The 16083-nt window shown below is 66.3% G+C and carries 12 protein-coding genes; 5 read left to right on the forward strand and 7 right to left on the reverse strand.

Features of this window, described 5'->3' with window-relative positions; translation table 11 throughout:
- Nucleotides 1-24: 24 nt before the first annotated feature.
- Nucleotides 25-1323 carry an MFS transporter gene (locus J6500_RS16095; protein WP_225713677.1) on the reverse strand — a complete coding sequence of 433 codons (1299 nt, stop codon included), beginning with the start codon at nucleotides 1321-1323 and terminating at the stop codon, nucleotides 25-27.
- Nucleotides 1324-1468: 145 nt separating this feature from the next.
- Entirely contained in the window at nucleotides 1469-3214 is a 1746-nt protein-coding gene (gene ggt, locus J6500_RS16100; RefSeq protein WP_225713678.1) for a gamma-glutamyltransferase, read from the reverse strand.
- A gap of 149 nt (nucleotides 3215-3363) precedes the next feature.
- Here ggt and J6500_RS16105 point away from each other — a divergent pair, with 149 nt between their 5' ends.
- The gene (locus J6500_RS16105) at nucleotides 3364-4731 is read left to right on the forward strand and encodes an MFS transporter (RefSeq protein ID WP_225713679.1); all 1368 of its coding nucleotides are present in this window, start codon (nucleotides 3364-3366) and stop codon (nucleotides 4729-4731) included.
- A 48-nt stretch (nucleotides 4732-4779) separates the two neighbouring features.
- On the opposite strand, the gene purH is transcribed toward J6500_RS16105, so the two are convergent.
- The 3 genes from purH to J6500_RS16120 form a co-directional block, all read right to left on the reverse strand.
- On the reverse strand, nucleotides 4780-6372 hold the full coding sequence (gene purH, locus J6500_RS16110; protein ID WP_225713680.1) for a bifunctional phosphoribosylaminoimidazolecarboxamide formyltransferase/IMP cyclohydrolase: 1593 nt from the start codon (nucleotides 6370-6372) through the stop codon (nucleotides 4780-4782).
- 388 nt (nucleotides 6373-6760) lie between these two features.
- Entirely contained in the window at nucleotides 6761-8455 is a 1695-nt protein-coding gene (locus J6500_RS16115; RefSeq protein ID WP_225713809.1) for a heparinase II/III family protein, read from the reverse strand.
- Nucleotides 8456-8632: 177 nt separating this feature from the next.
- A complete protein-coding gene (locus J6500_RS16120; RefSeq protein ID WP_225713681.1) occupies nucleotides 8633-9979 on the reverse strand; it encodes an RsmB/NOP family class I SAM-dependent RNA methyltransferase in 1347 nt (448 codons plus the stop codon).
- Between the two features lie 178 nt (nucleotides 9980-10157).
- Between J6500_RS16120 and J6500_RS16125 the strand changes: the two genes are divergently transcribed.
- From J6500_RS16125 to J6500_RS16135, 3 genes are all read left to right on the forward strand, one after another.
- Nucleotides 10158-10379: a DUF1674 domain-containing protein gene (locus tag J6500_RS16125; RefSeq protein WP_225713682.1), complete on the forward strand. Its 222-nt coding sequence runs from the start codon at nucleotides 10158-10160 to the stop codon at nucleotides 10377-10379.
- Nucleotides 10380-10449: 70 nt separating this feature from the next.
- The gene (locus tag J6500_RS16130; protein ID WP_225713683.1) at nucleotides 10450-11058 is read left to right on the forward strand and encodes a thermonuclease family protein; all 609 of its coding nucleotides are present in this window, start codon (nucleotides 10450-10452) and stop codon (nucleotides 11056-11058) included.
- A 334-nt stretch (nucleotides 11059-11392) separates the two neighbouring features.
- On the forward strand, nucleotides 11393-12607 hold the full coding sequence (locus J6500_RS16135) for a PepSY-associated TM helix domain-containing protein (RefSeq protein WP_225713684.1): 1215 nt from the start codon (nucleotides 11393-11395) through the stop codon (nucleotides 12605-12607).
- 14 nt (nucleotides 12608-12621) lie between these two features.
- Here the strand turns inward: J6500_RS16135 and J6500_RS16140 are convergent, their stop codons facing one another.
- Together J6500_RS16140 and acs are read right to left on the reverse strand one after the other, a co-directional pair.
- Nucleotides 12622-13137 (reverse strand): L,D-transpeptidase, encoded by a 516-nt coding sequence (locus J6500_RS16140; protein ID WP_225713685.1) that lies wholly within the window; start codon nucleotides 13135-13137, stop codon nucleotides 12622-12624.
- A gap of 322 nt (nucleotides 13138-13459) precedes the next feature.
- Nucleotides 13460-15412 carry an acetate--CoA ligase gene (acs, locus tag J6500_RS16145; RefSeq protein ID WP_225713686.1) on the reverse strand — a complete coding sequence of 651 codons (1953 nt, stop codon included), beginning with the start codon at nucleotides 15410-15412 and terminating at the stop codon, nucleotides 13460-13462.
- Nucleotides 15413-15654: 242 nt separating this feature from the next.
- Here acs and J6500_RS32300 point away from each other — a divergent pair, with 242 nt between their 5' ends.
- Nucleotides 15655-16023: a DUF2059 domain-containing protein gene (locus J6500_RS32300; protein ID WP_249781518.1), complete on the forward strand. Its 369-nt coding sequence runs from the start codon at nucleotides 15655-15657 to the stop codon at nucleotides 16021-16023.
- Nucleotides 16024-16083: the final 60 nt, after the last annotated feature.

Here is a 16083-nt window from a genome sequence, read left to right on the forward strand (position 1 = left end):
GTGGAGCAAGTGGCGCAGTTTTAACTACCCATCCGCATGCAGGACGCGGCCGCGCGTCTCCGGTAGCGCGTAGGCGGCGAGGAAGAACACGCCGTAGGCCGCCACCGCGAAGATCGCGATCGCATTCGCCAGCGACGTCGTGGTCGAGAGCGCGCCGACCAGGAACGGAAACAGCGCGCCGATGCCGCGGCCGAAATTGTAGCAGAAGCCCTGGCCGGAGCCGCGCAACCGGGTCGGGTAGAGCTCGGTCAGGAACGCGCCCATGCCGGAGAAATAGCCGGAGGCGAAGAAGCCGAGCGGGAAGCCCAGCACCCACAGCACCTCATTGGAAATCGGCAGCTGCGTGTAGAGCAGGACGACTGCGATGGCGCCGAGCGAGAAGATCAGGAACAGGTTGCGGCGGCCGATGCGGTCGGCGAGCCAGGCGCCGACCAGATAGCCGATGAACGAGCCGATGATCAGCGTCGCGAGATAGCCGGTCGAGCCGACCACCGACAGCTTGCGCTCGGTGGTGAGGAAGCGCGGCACCCAGAAGGTGACGGCGTAATAGCCGCCCTGCATGCCGGTGCCGACCAGCGAGGCAAGCAGCGTGGTCTTCAGGATCGGCCCCTGAAAGATCTCCCACAGCGCGGCGGGGCCGCTGCCCGAGCTCTGCTGCTTCGCCATGGTCGCGGCGGAAATTTCGGGCTCGGTGACGTAGCGGCGGAGATAGAACACCAAGAGCGCCGGCAGCGCGCCGATCACGAACATCCAGCGCCACGCGCTTTCCGCGGGCAGGATCGAGAACAGCACCGCCTGCGCCAACACCGCAAGGCCCCAGCCGACCGCCCATCCGGACTGCACCGAGCCGACCGCGCGGCCCCGATATTGCGGCCGGATCGCTTCGCCGATCAGCACCGCGCCGGCCGCCCATTCGCCGCCGAAGCCGAGCCCGAGCAGTGCGCGGGCGATCAAGAGCTGGTCGAAATTCTGCACCACGGCGCAGACCAGCGAGAAGAACGAGAACCAGATGATGGTGATCTGCAGCGTCTTCACCCGCCCGATGCGGTCGGAAAAATAGCCGCCGAGCCAGCCGCCGACGGCGGACGCCAGCAGCGTCACCGTGCCCGCAAGGCCCGCGGTGCCGGCATCGACCTTCCACAATGTGATGATGGTGCCGATGACGAGCGGATAGATCATGAAATCCATGCCGTCGAGCGTCCAGCCCGAGGCGCAGGCCCAGAAGGTGTGCCGCTCCTTGTTGTTCATGTCGCGATAGAAGGCGAGGAGGCTGGTGTCCTCGATCTCGGCGACTTCGATCGGTTTGGATTCGGTCGTGCTCATGCGCGTTCCCGGTGATTTCGTCACCAGCTCTTGAAACACGCGGCCGGCTGTGCGCGAAGGCCGGCAACTTAGCGCGATGCACGGGGAGGGCAAAGGCGCAATCGCGCCGTGCCCACCCCGCGGGCGTTCATTCGGCAAACTGCACTTATTGCCCGGCGGCTTGCGAGCCGCGCGTGCGCGGATCGGGCGCGCCGAGCAGGCCGTTCGGCGTGACGAGGATCGAGTTGGCCGAGGAGTAGCCGAGCGGCTCGACCAGCTTGTGGCCCTTCTCCTTCAACTCGGTGAGCACCTCGTCGGGAAAGCCGCGTTCGATGCGGACCTCGTCGGGCAGCCATTGGTGATGCACCCGCGGCGCCGCCACGGCGGCGGCGATGTCCATCTTGTAGTCGATCATGTCGACGACGATCTGGGTCACCGCCGAGATGATGCGGCTGCCGCCGGGCGAGCCCGTCACCAGCACGACCTTGCCGTCCTTGAGCACGATGGTCGGCGACATCGACGACAGCGGACGCTTGCCGGGGCCCGGCAGGTTGGCCTCGAAGCCGACCAGGCCGAAGGCGTTGGCGGCGCCCGGTGCGGCGGTGAAATCGTCGAGCTCGTTGTTGAGCAGCACGCCGGTGCCCTCGGCCACCAGGCCGACGCCGTAGGGGAAGTTCAGCGTGTAGGTGTTGCTGACCGCGTTGCCCATGGCATCGACCACGGAATAGTGCGTGGTGTTGTCGCCCTCGCGCGGCGGCTTCGCGTTCTGCACGTCGGTCCACGGCGTGGCGCGGGCCAGATCGATGGTCGCGCGCTGCTTGGCGGCGTAATCCTTCGCGATCAAGAGCTGCGTCGGCGCATCGACGAAAGCGGGGTCGCCGAGATAGCGCGCGCGATCGGCATAGGCGCGCTTCATCGCCTCGAGCATCACATGCAGCGAAGCCGCCGAGCCCTGCTTGTAGTCCGACATCGGAAATCCCTCGAGGATGTTGAGGATCTCCAGCAGCACGACGCCGCCGGAGGACGGCTGCGGCATCGAGACGACGTCATAGCCGCGGTAGCTGCCGCGGATCGGCGTGCGGATCACCGGCTGATAGGCTTTCAGATCGTCCGACGTGATGATGCCGCCGGCGTTGCCGATGCCCTTGACCAGCTTGTCGGCGACCGCGCCCTCATAGAAGCCGCGCGGACCCTGCTCGGCGATCGCCGTCAGCACGGCTGCGAGATCCCCCTGGATCAGCCGGTCGCCCTCGCGCAGCGGCGCGCCGTCGGCACGGGAGAAGCTCTTGGCGGAATTCGGCCAGCGCGACATGCGGCGGTACATGTCGCCCAGCGTATCCGATATGTCGTCGGTGACGATGAAGCCGTCGCGCGCCAGTTCGATCGCAGGCTTGAGAATTTCCGCCAGGGTGAAATGTCCGGAACCGTATTTCTGCAGCGCCAGCGCGAGGCCCGCGACCGTGCCGGGCACGCCGATGGCGAGCGCGGAATTGCGCGACTTGTCGGGATCGGGCTTGCCCTCGGCGCCGAGGAACATGTCGCGCGTCGCGGCCTGCGGCGCGGTCTCACGATAGTCGATCGCGATGTCCTCATTGCTCTTGGCCAGATGAATCACCATGAAGCCGCCGCCGCCGATATTGCCGGCGCGCGGATAGGTCACCGCCATCGCAAAGCCGGTGGCGACCGCAGCGTCGACCGCGTTGCCGCCCTGCCGCAGGATGTCGGCGCCGACCTCAGCGGCGAGCCGCTCCTGCGCCACCACCATGCCGTTTTCGGCAAAGACGCTGCGCAGCGCATCGGCAGCGGGCGGCGCGTAGAAGCGGCGCTGTTCCTGGCTGAACGCCGGTACGGACAGACCAGTCAGAAGCAGCGCGGCAAACAGCCGCCGCGATATCATTGCCGTCAGCGCCATCGAAAGTCCGCCTTGTCTGGGAGTCCTGCCCTGTTCATCACCGGTGTGACATTTGCAAAACAAGCTCATGCTATATGGGAACGAGTCGGACAGGCAAAACGCCTGTTTGTGAGACGGCTTGGGGACTTTCCTTGGCAATGACAGCGACAATGCAAGCCGATACCGGTCACGCGAAGGCCTATCCGGGCCGCGCCGCCGTCGTCAGCTGGATCTTCTTCGATTGGGCCGCACAGCCATACTTCACGCTGATCACGACCTTCGTCTTCGCGCCCTATTTCGCGGCGTTCGTCGCGCCGGATCCGGCGAGCGGGCAGGCGCTATGGGGCTTTGCCACCGCCGCCGCGGGGCTTGCGATCGCGCTGCTGTCGCCGGTGCTGGGTGCGATCGCCGATGCCAGCGGCCGGCGCAAGCCGTGGATCGCGGGCTTCGGTGCGCTGCTGGTGATCGGTGCCAGTGCGATGTGGATCGGCAAGCCGGGCAATCCCGATGTCATCCCGGCGCTGCTGCTCGCCTATGCGATCGCCAGCGTCGGCGTCGAGTTCGCCACCGTATTCAACAATGCGATGATGCCGACGCTGGTGCCGCCGGACAAGATCGGGCGCCTGTCCGGCACTGGCTGGGCCACGGGCTATGTCGGCGGCATCTTGAGTCTCGTCCTGGTGCTCGGCTTCCTCGCCGCCAATGCCGCGACCGGCCGCACCCTGTTTGGCCTGACGCCGCTGTTCGGGCTCGATCCCGTCACGCATGCCGGCGACCGCATCACCGGACCGCTGACCGGGCTGTGGTTCGTGATCTTCGTGGCGCCGCTGTTCCTGTTCACGCCGGATTATCCGGCCAAGCGGCCGATCCGCGAGGCGCTCGGCGAGGGGCTGCGCGAATTGCGCGGGTCGCTCGCGAGCCTGCCGCAGCAGAAATCGATGGCGCGGTTTCTCTTGGCCAACATGATCTACACCGACGGGCTGATCTCGCTGTTCGCGTTCGGCGGCATCTATGCCGCCGGCACCTTCGGCTGGGACACCATCCGCATCGGCAGCTTCGGCATCATCCTTGCAATCGCCGGCACGTTCGGTGCCTGGCTCGGCGGCAAGCTCGACGATGCGCTGGGGCCGAAGCGCGTGATCGCCGGAAGTCTCTCGATCCTGTTGCTTGCGGTCATCGTGATCCTGACGGTGAACAAGGATTCCATCCTGTTCATTCCGGTCGCGCCGCCGGTACCGGGCGGTCCGCTGTTCGCCGGCGCTGCCGAACGCGCCTACATCGTATTGGGCTGCCTGATCGGCGCTGCCGGCGGACCGATGCAGGCGGCCTCGCGCACGCTCCTCATTCGCCTGGCGCCGAAGGATCGCATCGGACAGTATTTCGGCCTGTTCGCGCTGACCGGAAAAGTGACGTCGTTCATTGGTCCGCTGCTGATCGGCGCGATCACGGCCGCCACCGCGAGCCAAAAGGCCGGCATGGCGGTGCTGGTGGTGTTCTTCCTGCTCGGGCTGGCGCTGCTGGCCCGGGTGCGGGCGTAACCACGACCTCGTCGTCCCGGCCTTCGCCGGGACGACGATGTTGAGACGTCAGTGCCGGAAATGCCTGGTGCCGGTGAACACCATGGCGATGCCGTGCTCGTCGGCGGCCTTGATCACCTCGTCGTCGCGCATCGAGCCGCCGGGCTGGATCACCGCGGTGGCGCCGGCCTCGATGCAGGCCAGCATGCCGTCGGCGAACGGGAAGAACGCATCGGAAGCGACTACCGAGCCCTTGGTCAGCGGCTCGGCGAGCTTCAGCTCGGCCGCCGCATCCAGCGCCTTGCGCGCGGCGATGCGCGCCGAATCGACCCGGCTCATCTGACCGGCGCCGATGCCGACGGTGGCGAGGTCCTTGGCGTAGATGATGGTGTTCGACTTGACGTGTTTTGCAACCCGGAAGGCGAATTTCAGGTCGCGCAGCTCGGCATCGGTCGGAGCGCGCTTGGTCGCGACCTTGATGTCCATGTCGTCGACCACGGCATTGTCGCGGCTCTGCACCAGCAGGCCGCCGGCGACGGTCTTGGCGGTGAGCCCGACCGCGCGCGGATTCGGCAGACCGCCGGCCAGCAGAAGCCGCAGATTGCGCCGGCCGGCGATGATCGCGATCGCCTCCTCCGTCGCGTCGGGCGCGATGATCACCTCGGTGAAGATGCCGATCATGGCGCGTGCCGCTTCCGCGTCGAGCGTGCGGTTGACGGCGATGATGCCGCCATAGGCCGAGGTGGAATCGCAGGCCAGCGCGCTGCGGTAGGCGGTGGCGAGATCGGGCCCCTCGGCGACGCCGCAGGGGTTGGCGTGCTTGACGATGACGCAGGCCGCAGTGCGCTGCGGATCGAACTCGCCGACGCATTCATAGGCGGCGTCGGTGTCGTTGATGTTGTTGTAGGACAGTTCCTTGCCCTGCAGCTGGCGCGCGGTGGCGACGCCCGGCCGCTTCTCCGGCGTGGCGTAGAATGCCGCGGTCTGGTGCGGGTTCTCGCCGTAGCGTAGCGACTGGATCAGCTTGCCGCCGAAAGCGCGGAAGTCCGGCGCCGTGGTGTCGAGCTGCACGGCAAACCAGTTCGAGATCGCGGCGTCATAGGCCGCGGTGCGCGCATAGGCCTTCGCGGCGAGCCGCCGGCGCAGCCCGAGCGAGGTCGCGCCCTTGTGCGCGGTGAGCTCCTCGAGCACGGCGGAATAGTCGCTCGCCTCGACCACGACGGCGACGTCGTCATGGTTCTTGGCCGCGGCGCGGATCATCGCGGGGCCGCCGATGTCGATGTTCTCGATGCACTCCTCGAAGGGCGCGCCTTTGTCGACGGTAGCCTCGAACGGGTAGAGATTGACGACCAGGAGATCGATCGGCGCGATGCCGTGCGCGGCCATCGCCGATGCATGCTCCTTGTTGTCGCGGATCGCGAGCAGGCCGCCATGCACCTTCGGATGCAGCGTCTTGACCCGGCCGTCCATCATCTCGGGAAAGCCGGTCAGTTCGGAGACGTCCTTCACCTTCAGCCCGGCCGCCGCGATCGCCTTGGCGGTGCCGCCGGTCGAGACCAGCTCGACGCCATGGTCGGACAGCGCCTTGGCGAAATCGAGCAGTCCGGTCTTGTCGGAAACGGACAACAGAGCGCGGGTCACGCGGCGAAGCTGTTCGGTCATCTTGGAAAATCCCTGGCTGTTAAGGCAGCCGGGTAGCATGGTTTGGCGGGGACCGAAACCGGTTCCGGACGCCGATTCGCCGGAAATTACTCGGTAATTCTGCCCAAATTTCTGCGCGCCACACCCCTCGCCGTCATCCGAGAGGGCGTGAAGCTTTGTCCTCACCCACCGCTGTCATCGCCCGGCCTGTGCGCAATTGGGCACATGGACCGGGCGACCCAGTACGCCGCGGCCTATCGGCTGAATAACGACTGTCTCTGGAATACTGGCGCCCGGTCAAGCCGGGCGACGACACCGAGCAAGTTGAGCAAGCCAACCCCGGCCGCGCCGCCGGCTCCTTTGCATGGGGTTGTTTTCGCCATTTTGGCCGCGCCCCTGGGCGCCGTCGCTACAGCGGCAGTTCCGGCTCGCGGCGGGCGTTGCGGCGGGCGTTGGTGGCGGCGGCGGAGGTCGAGGAGCGCACAAAACTCCAGCGGACGGTGGAGGCCTGGCGTGCGTCCTGCCGGATCACGATCTGGGAGGTGCGGCGCGGGCCGTCATTGCCGGCGAGGAACACGCTGTCTTCGAGCTCGACCTTGTCGTCCATCGCCTCGAAGGTCCAGACGTCGCGGTTCGGCAGCACCAGCATGACGCCGCGTGCGTCCGACAGCCGACTCGCCTTGACCGACGGATGCAAATGGAAGCGCAGCGCGAAATCGGCGTCGCCGCCCTTGATCCGGCCGCTCGCGGCGGCCGGCGCCAGCGTGTCCTCGCCCTCGAGATGCATGCCGTCGCGCGACAGCACCAGCGCGCGGCGATGGATCACGCCGAAGCGGGACAGATAGCCGTCATGCGAGGCGGTCAGCATGTCGCCGTCGCTGATCGCCTCGCGATAGCTCTCGACCTTGCCGGGCCCGCTGGTGATCGGCGCGCCGCGCAGCAGGCGCTTCATCGCCGACAGCTCGACAAACTGGCACGACGAGGTATCGTGATAGGTCAGCGTCGAATGCGCCGCCGTCGAGCGCGCGAACGGCCGCCAATTGTCGCGGCCCGTCGACGGCATGCCGCAATTGACCACGATGCGGCTGGTGCCGGAGGAGAACTCGAACGACAGGCAGCCGGCATGCGCGTCCGTGCTGACGCTCGGCGGCGGCGGCGGGCCGGTGTCGACGATCAGCGTACTCGCGCCGGCGTCGAGCCGTTGGAAGCCGGTGTGCGGCATGCTCGCCATCGGCACGCCGCGGGTGTCGTCATAGGCGAGCAGCGTCGCGACGAGGTCGGACGGCGCCGTGCTCATGCCGTTGAACAGCGCGAAGCTGCCGTCGCCATGCCGGAAGAAGCGCAGCATCGGCATCATGCGGTCGATCGCGTTGAGCAGCGCCGGCGGCGGCGCGATGTTGCGCGCGGCAAAGGTCTGCCGCAGCGGCAACAGATCGCTGAGCAGCTCGACCAGCGCGCCGGGATTGCGCGAGATGTGGCCGCCATCGGGCAGGATCTGGCGCTGCAGCTCGTCCGACAGGCGGCGCGTGGCCGTCTTGATGTTGCGGGCCTGATTGGCGAGGCAGAGCGAGGCGTAGCACAGCGCGATCAGCACCTGCAGGCGCGGCACGCCGTCATTGTCGAGCGTGGAGTAGCGCAGATATTTGATCTCGCGCGCCAGCCCGCGCAGATATTTGCGGTAGAATTTTCCGTCGGTGTCGCCGAGCACCAGGGGTGCCTGCGACAGCAGCGAGATCACGCGGCGCGCGCGGACGTCGGCGCGGCGCTCGAGCGGCCGGCGGCGCGCCTGATTGGAGATCCAGTCGTCGACCAGCGAGCGGGCGTTGGCGCGGGTCAGCGCGGTGTCGGCGGCGCGCAGATGGCGCAGCCAGCCGAAGCCGAGCAGGGCGGCTTCCCAATCCTCCGAGGGCGGCTCCAGATCGAAGATCGAGCGGCCATGGCAGGTGACGATCTTGCCGGCGAAGACGAATCGCCCGGCATAGATCTCGGCAGCCCGGGTGGCGTCGGCGGTCCTGAGGTCGTGCGGGGCGATGATCAGCCGGTCGGTGCGCCCCGGCCACAGCCGCGACAGCGCCATCGTGCTGCCGCTAGCGCGCGCGATCATGCTGCGCGCGAAGCGGCCAGCAATCAGCGTCGAGATGCGTCTGCTCTGAGCGACCGACACGCCAAACCTTGCGGGGAGGAGATTTTCAACGAATCCTTATTTAATCCGGAAACGCGCCCAAGACACCCTCTTGAAACGCCGCGAATCACTCTGAGCGTACAAGACGCAAGTTTAAAATCAGGATTTAACCAGTCTCGCGGCGTAAAATCCATCCAGCCCGCCCAGCCGCGGGTCGGCGTGGGGCAAATGGCTGGGCAGGGTGCGCAGGTCACCATCGGCGGTGATGATCTCGTCGAGGCCGGCGACCTCGCCTTTCTCGACCGGCGCACGGCGCAGGCCTGGCTCGGTGGCCAGCAGCGCCGAGATCGCCTGCTCGCCTTCCTCCGGCTCGAGCGAGCAGGTGCAGTAGACCAGCGTGCCGCCGGGCTTGAGCAACTCGGTGGCCTTCTGCAGCAGCCGCTTCTGCAGCGCCGACAGCGCCGCGATGTCGGCCTCGTGGCGCAGCCAGGCCACGTCGGGGTGACGGCGGATGGTGCCGGTCGAGGTGCAGGGCGCGTCGACCAGGATACCGTCGAAGCCCTCGGCCGGTGCGGGCCATTCGGCCGCATCGGCAACTACGGCTTCGGCCTGCAGCGACAGGCGGGTGAGGTTGTCGCGCAGCCGCGCCATCCGCGCCGGCGAGCGGTCGATGGCGGTGACGCGCGCACCGGCGAGCGCAAGCTGCGCGGTCTTGCCGCCCGGCGCCGCGCAGAGATCGGCGACCGCCTTGTCCTTGATGTCGCCGAGCAGCCGCGCCGGCAGCGCCGCGGCGGCGTCCTGCACCCACCATTGGCCTTCGGCGAAGCCCGGCAGCATGGTCACGGAACCCTGCAGCAGCGTGCGCACGGTTCCCGTCGGCAGCGTCTCGCCATGCAGCCGGCTCGCCCATTGCGGCGCATCCGACTTCACCGTGAGGTCGAGAGACGGTTCGTGGCCGAGCGCGAGCGCCATCTCGCGCGCGGTCGCCTCGCCGTAATGCGCGATCCAGCGCGCCAGCATCCATTGCGGCAGGTCGAGCGTCTGCTGCTTGATCTCTTCCACCAGACCATGGCCCTCGCGCGCACAGCGGCGCAGCACCGCGTTGACCAGCCCGGCATATTTCGCCGCGCGCCGGTCCGACTGCACCAGCCGCACCGAGAGATCGACCGCGGCATGGTCGGGCACGTCCATCCAGAGGATCTGCGCCGCGCCGATCAACAGCGCGCTCTGCGCGCGCGGCGCATCGGTCGGGATGCCGCGATCGAGCAGCCGTGACAGCAGATGGCCGAGCGTGCCGAGCCGGCGCAGGATGGTCGACACCAGCCGCCGCATCAACGCGCGGTCGCGATCGGGAAGCGATTTCAATCCGGGATGCGCGCCGGCGCCGTCGAGCTGGTCGTCGAGCGTGCGATGCTTGTGCAGCACGCCGTCGAGGATGTCGGCCGCAATGCGTCGTGCCGCGAGACCGGGCACTTCGGATGGAACTGCAAATCTTGAAGGAGGCATGAAGCGGAGATATCTCGAAAGGTGCTGAGTTACATTCGGCTCATGCCCGTGACTGAAAAACACCTCTGGCACGCGAATATGCCAAATGTAAGAATCGCTCTGTGATATCGTGTGATTGTGATGCCGCCCGTTGCGCGCCCACATCGAGATACGTAAAGCGCAGCCGGAAAGTTTTGCCATGAGCGACAAATCTTCATCGCCGCCTGATCCCGCTCCGCGCAAGCCGCTGACGCCGGCCGCGCAGCGCGCGCTCGCCGAGGCCGACGAACGGCGCAAGGCCGCCGAGGCGGCAGCCGCGCAGAACGCCGCCGAGCGGCCCAAGGAATATCAAGGTCCGAAAGGGCCGGAACCGACGCGCTACGGCGATTGGGAAACCAAGGGGATCGCGTCGGACTTCTGAGGCCTTGTTTCTGAAGCCCAATTTCCGGGGCCTTGCCTGACGGCGCGACTCAGGGCCCTATTCGGGGAATATGTCCCCATACGAGAGAACAAATGCCTATCGTCCGCCGCGACGTCCGCCCTTCGGGCGGTCGTCGTTTCGCGGCTCGATCTGGGGCCGGCGTTTCTCGTCGGCGCTGCCATGGGTGTTCGTGCTCGGGATCGCCGCCCGCAGCATGCTGCCGATCCGGCAATGGGTGCATTGGCCGTCGCACTGGCCCGGTGGCCGGTCTCAAGATACCGATGTGATCTGGCAGCGCGCGGGCACGTCCAACGCCCGGCTCCCCATCGACGTGATCAGGACGATCGACGGCGACACGTTCGATGCGCGCGTGCATCTGCCTCAGGGCGAGGATGTGACGGCGCGCGTCCGGCTGCGCGGCATCGATGCGCCGGAGCTGAAGGCATCCTGTGCGCGCGAGCTGCGGATGGCCGAGGCGGCGACATCGGCGTTGCGCGATCTGCTCCGCCAGGGCGATGTCGCGATCTACAATATCGGTCCCGACAAATACGGCCGCGTCCTTGCCGACGTCGCGACGAAGCGGACCGACAGCGTCTCGGCCGCGATGCTCGCCGCGGGCCAGGCGCGCGCCTACAACGGCGGTCACCGCTTCGGCTGGTGCACGAACGCCGGACGGTAAGTGGGCCGTGGATTCTGAAGCCGGAGTTGGAAGAAGGCGAAGCTTGCCCGCCGGCGTCGCATTACCTCGTGTGTCGAGATAGGTTCTTCGACGTATTCCAGCACAGGGCTGCTGGCGGCGGACAGCCGCTGAGCTAAAGCATGATCCGGAAAAGTGCGACGCGGTTTTCCGGAAGGATCATGCTCAAACAAAGAGCCAAACATCTCGGCCGGCAGGCGCAGGTTTTTGACGGCTCGGGCTGTGGGGTGCGGCATTCCGCATCGGCACCGCGAGGCGTCCAGAACCGCCGCAATATGATAGCGACGCTGCGCTATCGCTGGTGAATGAGGTTGGAATGACGCGTGCGGCGCTGCGACGTTGGTTCTGGGTGCACAAATGGTCGAGCCTGGTGTGCACGCTGTTTCTGCTGCTGGTCTGCGTCACCGGCCTGCCGCTGGTGGTTCGTGACGAATTGTCCGACCTGTTCGACAACGGGCTGCCCTACGCCGAGGTGGCCCCGGGCACGCCCCGGATCAGCTTCGACAAGATCGTGGCCGCGAGCCGCCAGATGTATCCTGGCGAGGTCATCACCTCGATGTTCGAGGATGAGCACGAGCCGAACATAACGGTGCTGATGGCCTCGTCCTGGGAGGCGTTCAAGGCCAATCCGCGCATCATGCATTCGATCAGGTTCGACGCGCATACCGGCAAGGTGCTCAAGGAGGCGAAGCCGTTCGACCAGGACAACGGCTTCTTCACGCTGATGCTGCGGCTTCATAAGGACATGTTCGCCGGGCTTCCCGGCGAACTGTTCCTCGGATTGATGACGACGCTGTTCGTCGCCGCCCTGGTGTCGGGGACCGTGATCTACAGCCCGTTCATGCGGCGGCTCGACTTCGGCACGGTGCGGTCAGGCCGATCTCCACGCCTCAAATGGCTCGATCTGCACAATCTGCTCGGTGTCGTCGCGCTGGGCTGGATGCTGGTGGTCGGCGTCACCGGCATCATCAACGATCTGTCGACGCCGCTGTTCGCGCTGTGGCAGAAGACCGACGTCAAGGCGATGCTCGACAAGGTGCAGGACCGGCCGATCACCGACGTGTCGGAGCTGAGCTCGCAGCAGGCCGCGCTCGATACCGCCAGGGCGGCGCTGCCCGACAAGCTCGCCGGCGGCGTGGTGTTTCCCGGCTCGCCGTTCGGCACGCCCTATCACTACGTGATCTGGACCAGGGGCAAGGAGCCGCTGACCTCCCGGCTGTTCAGTCCTGCGCTGGTCGATGCGCGCACCGGCGCGTTCGTCGCCGAGGTCGAGATGCCCTGGTACCTGCAGGCGCTCGAGCTGTCGCGGCCGCTGCATTTCGGTGATTACGGCGGCATGCCGCTCAAGATCATCTGGATTCTGCTCGATCTCGTGACCATCGTGGTGCTGGTCAGCGGCCTGTATCTGTGGCTGTCGCGCCGCTCGTCGCCGATTGGGGCCGCCGAGCAGGACCTGATCGCAAGCCACGCCGCGCGCGTGCAGGCTGGCAAAACAAAAGCCGCGCACGGGCGCGGCCTTTTCATCGCATGATGTTCCGCGTGTGATCAGCGGGTGACGATGACGGTCGTGCCGACCGGGACGCGCTGGTAGAGATCGGTGATGTCGGAGTTCAGCATGCGGATGCAGCCGTAGGAGACGAAGCCGCCGACCGATCCCGGAACATTGGTGCCGTGGATCGCGTACTCGCCGCCGGCCAGCGTCATCGCGGCGACGCCCATCGGGTTGCGCGGCGAACCGCCGGGGATCACGTCCGGCATGCTCGGCTTGTCGCGCTTCACTTCGGCGGGCGGCGACCAGGCCGGGTTGAGGTATTTGCCGTCGATTTTGGTGGTGCCGGCCCACTGCTTGCCGGCCTTGCCGACGCCGACCGGGTAACGCATCGCATGGCCGGAATCGAGAATGAGATAGAGCCGCCGTTCGGTGGTCTTCACCACGATGGTGCCGGGCGAGTAGGTCTCGCCGCGCAGTCCCACCATTTCCGGCCGCGCCTCGGCCGCCGACGACATCAAGATACCTGCGCCGATGGTGGCAGCCAGTGCCACCGCAGTCCTCACCGACATCAATCTACTCCACTGCCCAACAGCTCCCGCAAGGGAGCCAAAAACGAAGCTCCAGAGCCCTGAAAAACCGGGCCTGCCGGTCTCGCCTACGCAATATTAACTGCATGGCCTAACGGGATGGTTGCCACGCAGTCGGCGAGAGACGTTGTGATGCCGGGAAGAAAGGAAATGCTCGGATTAAAGTAAATGACTTGAAAACAACACTTCGCCGGAAACGCGCCGCGGCCGCGCGATGCCTCTGACAATCCCGTGAAAAGCATCAGGGCCGCGGCGATTGTCGCGCGCGGCCCTGTCCTGCAATCCGATATTGATCGGCCCGCCGTTACGCCGGTGCGCCCTTCTTGTTCTGCCGGTTGTGCACGAGGTCGTCGACCACGGCCGGGTCGGCCAGCGTCGAGGTATCGCCGAGGCTGGACGGATCGTCCTCGGCGATCTTGCGCAGGATGCGGCGCATGATCTTGCCGGAGCGGGTCTTCGGCAGGCCGGGCGCGAACTGGATCAGGTCCGGCGAAGCGATCGGGCCGATGTCCTTGCGAACCCAGGCGACCAGTTCCTTGCGCAGCGCCTCGGTCGGCTCGGTGCCCTTCATCAGCGTCACGTAAGCATAGATGCCCTGGCCCTTGATGTCGTGCGGGTAGCCGACCACGGCGGCTTCCGATACCGCCTCATGCGCCACCAGCGAGCTTTCGACCTCGGCGGTACCCATGCGGTGGCCGGAGACGTTGATGACGTCGTCGACGCGGCCAGTGATCCAGTAATAGCCGTCGGCGTCGCGCCGGCAGCCGTCGCCGGTGAAGTACTTGTTCTTGTAGGTCGAGAAATAGGTCTGCTCGAAGCGGGCATGGTCGCCGTAGACCGTGCGCATCTGGCCCGGCCAGGAGCGCGTCAGGCAGAGATTGCCCGAGGTCTCGCCGTCCAGCGTCTTGCCGTCGGCGTCGACGATCTCAGGCACCACGCCGAAGAACGGCCGCGTCGCCGATCCCGGCTTGAGTTTTGTGGCGCCGGGCAGCGGCGTGATCAGAATGCCGCCGGTCTCGGTCTGCCACCAGGTGTCGACGATCGGGCAGCGGTCATCGCCGACCACGCGGTGATACCACTCCCAGGCCTCCGGATTGATCGGCTCGCCGACCGAGCCGAGCAGCCGCAGCGACGCGCGCGAGGTCTTCTTCACCGGCTCGTCGCCCGATTGCATCAGCGCGCGGATCGCGGTCGGCGCGGTGTAGAAGATGTTGACCTTGTGCTTGTCGATGACCTGCCAGAAGCGGGAGTTGTCCGGGTAGTTCGGCACGCCCTCGAACATCAGCGTGGTCGCGCCGTTGGCGAGCGGCCCATAGAGGATGTAGCTGTGGCCGGTGACCCAGCCGACGTCGGCGGTGCACCAGTAGATGTCGCCGTCGTGATAGTCGAAGACGTATTGGTGCGTCATCGACGCGAACACGAGGTAGCCGCCCGAGGTGTGCAGCACGCCCTTCGGCGTGCCGGTCGAGCCCGAGGTGTAGAGGATGAACAGCGGATCTTCCGCGTTCATCGGCTCGCACGGGCATTCAGTGGTCACCATCTCGGCCGCGTCGTGATACCAGAGGTCGCGCGTCGGGTTCATGTCGACCTTGCCGCCGGTGCGCTTCACCACCACGACCCAATCGACGCCGCCGGTTTTGGCGATGGCAGCATCGACATTGGCCTTCAGCGGCACCTTCTTGCCGCCGCGCAGGCCCTCGTCGGCGGTGATGACCACCTTGGAGTCGCAGTCCTTAATGCGCTGGGCGAGGCTGTCGGGCGAAAAGCCGCCGAACACCACCGAGTGGATCGCGCCGATCCGCGCGCAGGCCAGCATCGCGTACGCGGCTTCCGGGATCATCGGCAGATAGATCGTGACGCGGTCGCCCTTCTTGACGTTCCGCGTGCGCAGGATGTTGGCCATCTTGCAGACTTCGTCGTGCAGCTGCCGGTAGGTGATGTGGCGGGATTCGGAGGGATCGTCGCCCTCCCAGATGATCGCGGTCTGGTCGCCGCGTTTGTCGAGGTGGCGGTCGATGCAGTTCCAGGCGACGTTCAGCTCGCCGTCCTCGAACCATTTGATCGAGACGTTGCCGGGCGCATAGGAGACGTTCTCGATCTTGGTGAAGGGCTTGATCCAGTCGATCCGCTTGCCATGCTCGGCCCAGAAGCCATTGGGGTCCTTGACCGAGCGCGCGTACATCTCGCGATATTTGGCGTCATCGATATAGGCGCGCTTGGCCCAATCGGCCGACACGTCATAGATCTTCTCGGACATCGTTTCCTCCACTCATTGCCGATCGCACGCAGCGCGCCGGCAAGCTCTCTTGATCATTGGCGAATTATGCGTTGCCGCGTTCCGGCCCGGCAAGGAAAAAGGACTGTCACTTTCGTCGCGTAGAGACTGCCGGTTCGTCGCACCGGCGTCAGCATGTGATAAGACGGCTTACCGCAACGCATCGACCAGAGAAACCTATGCGCCATCGCCTTGCCCGGGTCACTCGTCTCTTGGTCGTAGTCATGTCGCTGTCGGCGCCATTCGCCCGTGCCCAGACCGCGGCACCGGCGCCTTCACCGGAGGCGCTGGCCGTCGCGAAGGAATTTGTCACCACCATGCACCTCGTCGACCAGTTCAAGGCGCTGATGCCGTCGATCATGAACAGCCTGAAGCCGGCGATCGTCCAGGGCCGCAACAATGTCGAGCAGGACTACGATGCCCTGATACCGGCGCTGCTCAATGGCTTCCAGGCGCGGTTCAGCGAATTGTCCCGAGGCCATCGCCATCGTCTACGCCAACAACTTCACCCCGGACGATTTGCGCGGCCTGATCACCTTCTACAAGAGCCCGGTCGGCAGAAACTGCTCGAGAAGACGCCCGCGGTGACGTAGCAATCGCTGCTGGCGGGCAGAAGTTCGGCCAGTCGGTGGCCGTGGAACTGCGGCAGCGGA

The organism is Bradyrhizobium semiaridum (genome assembly GCF_020329505.1).
Taxonomy (GTDB): domain Bacteria; phylum Pseudomonadota; class Alphaproteobacteria; order Rhizobiales; family Xanthobacteraceae; genus Bradyrhizobium; species Bradyrhizobium semiaridum.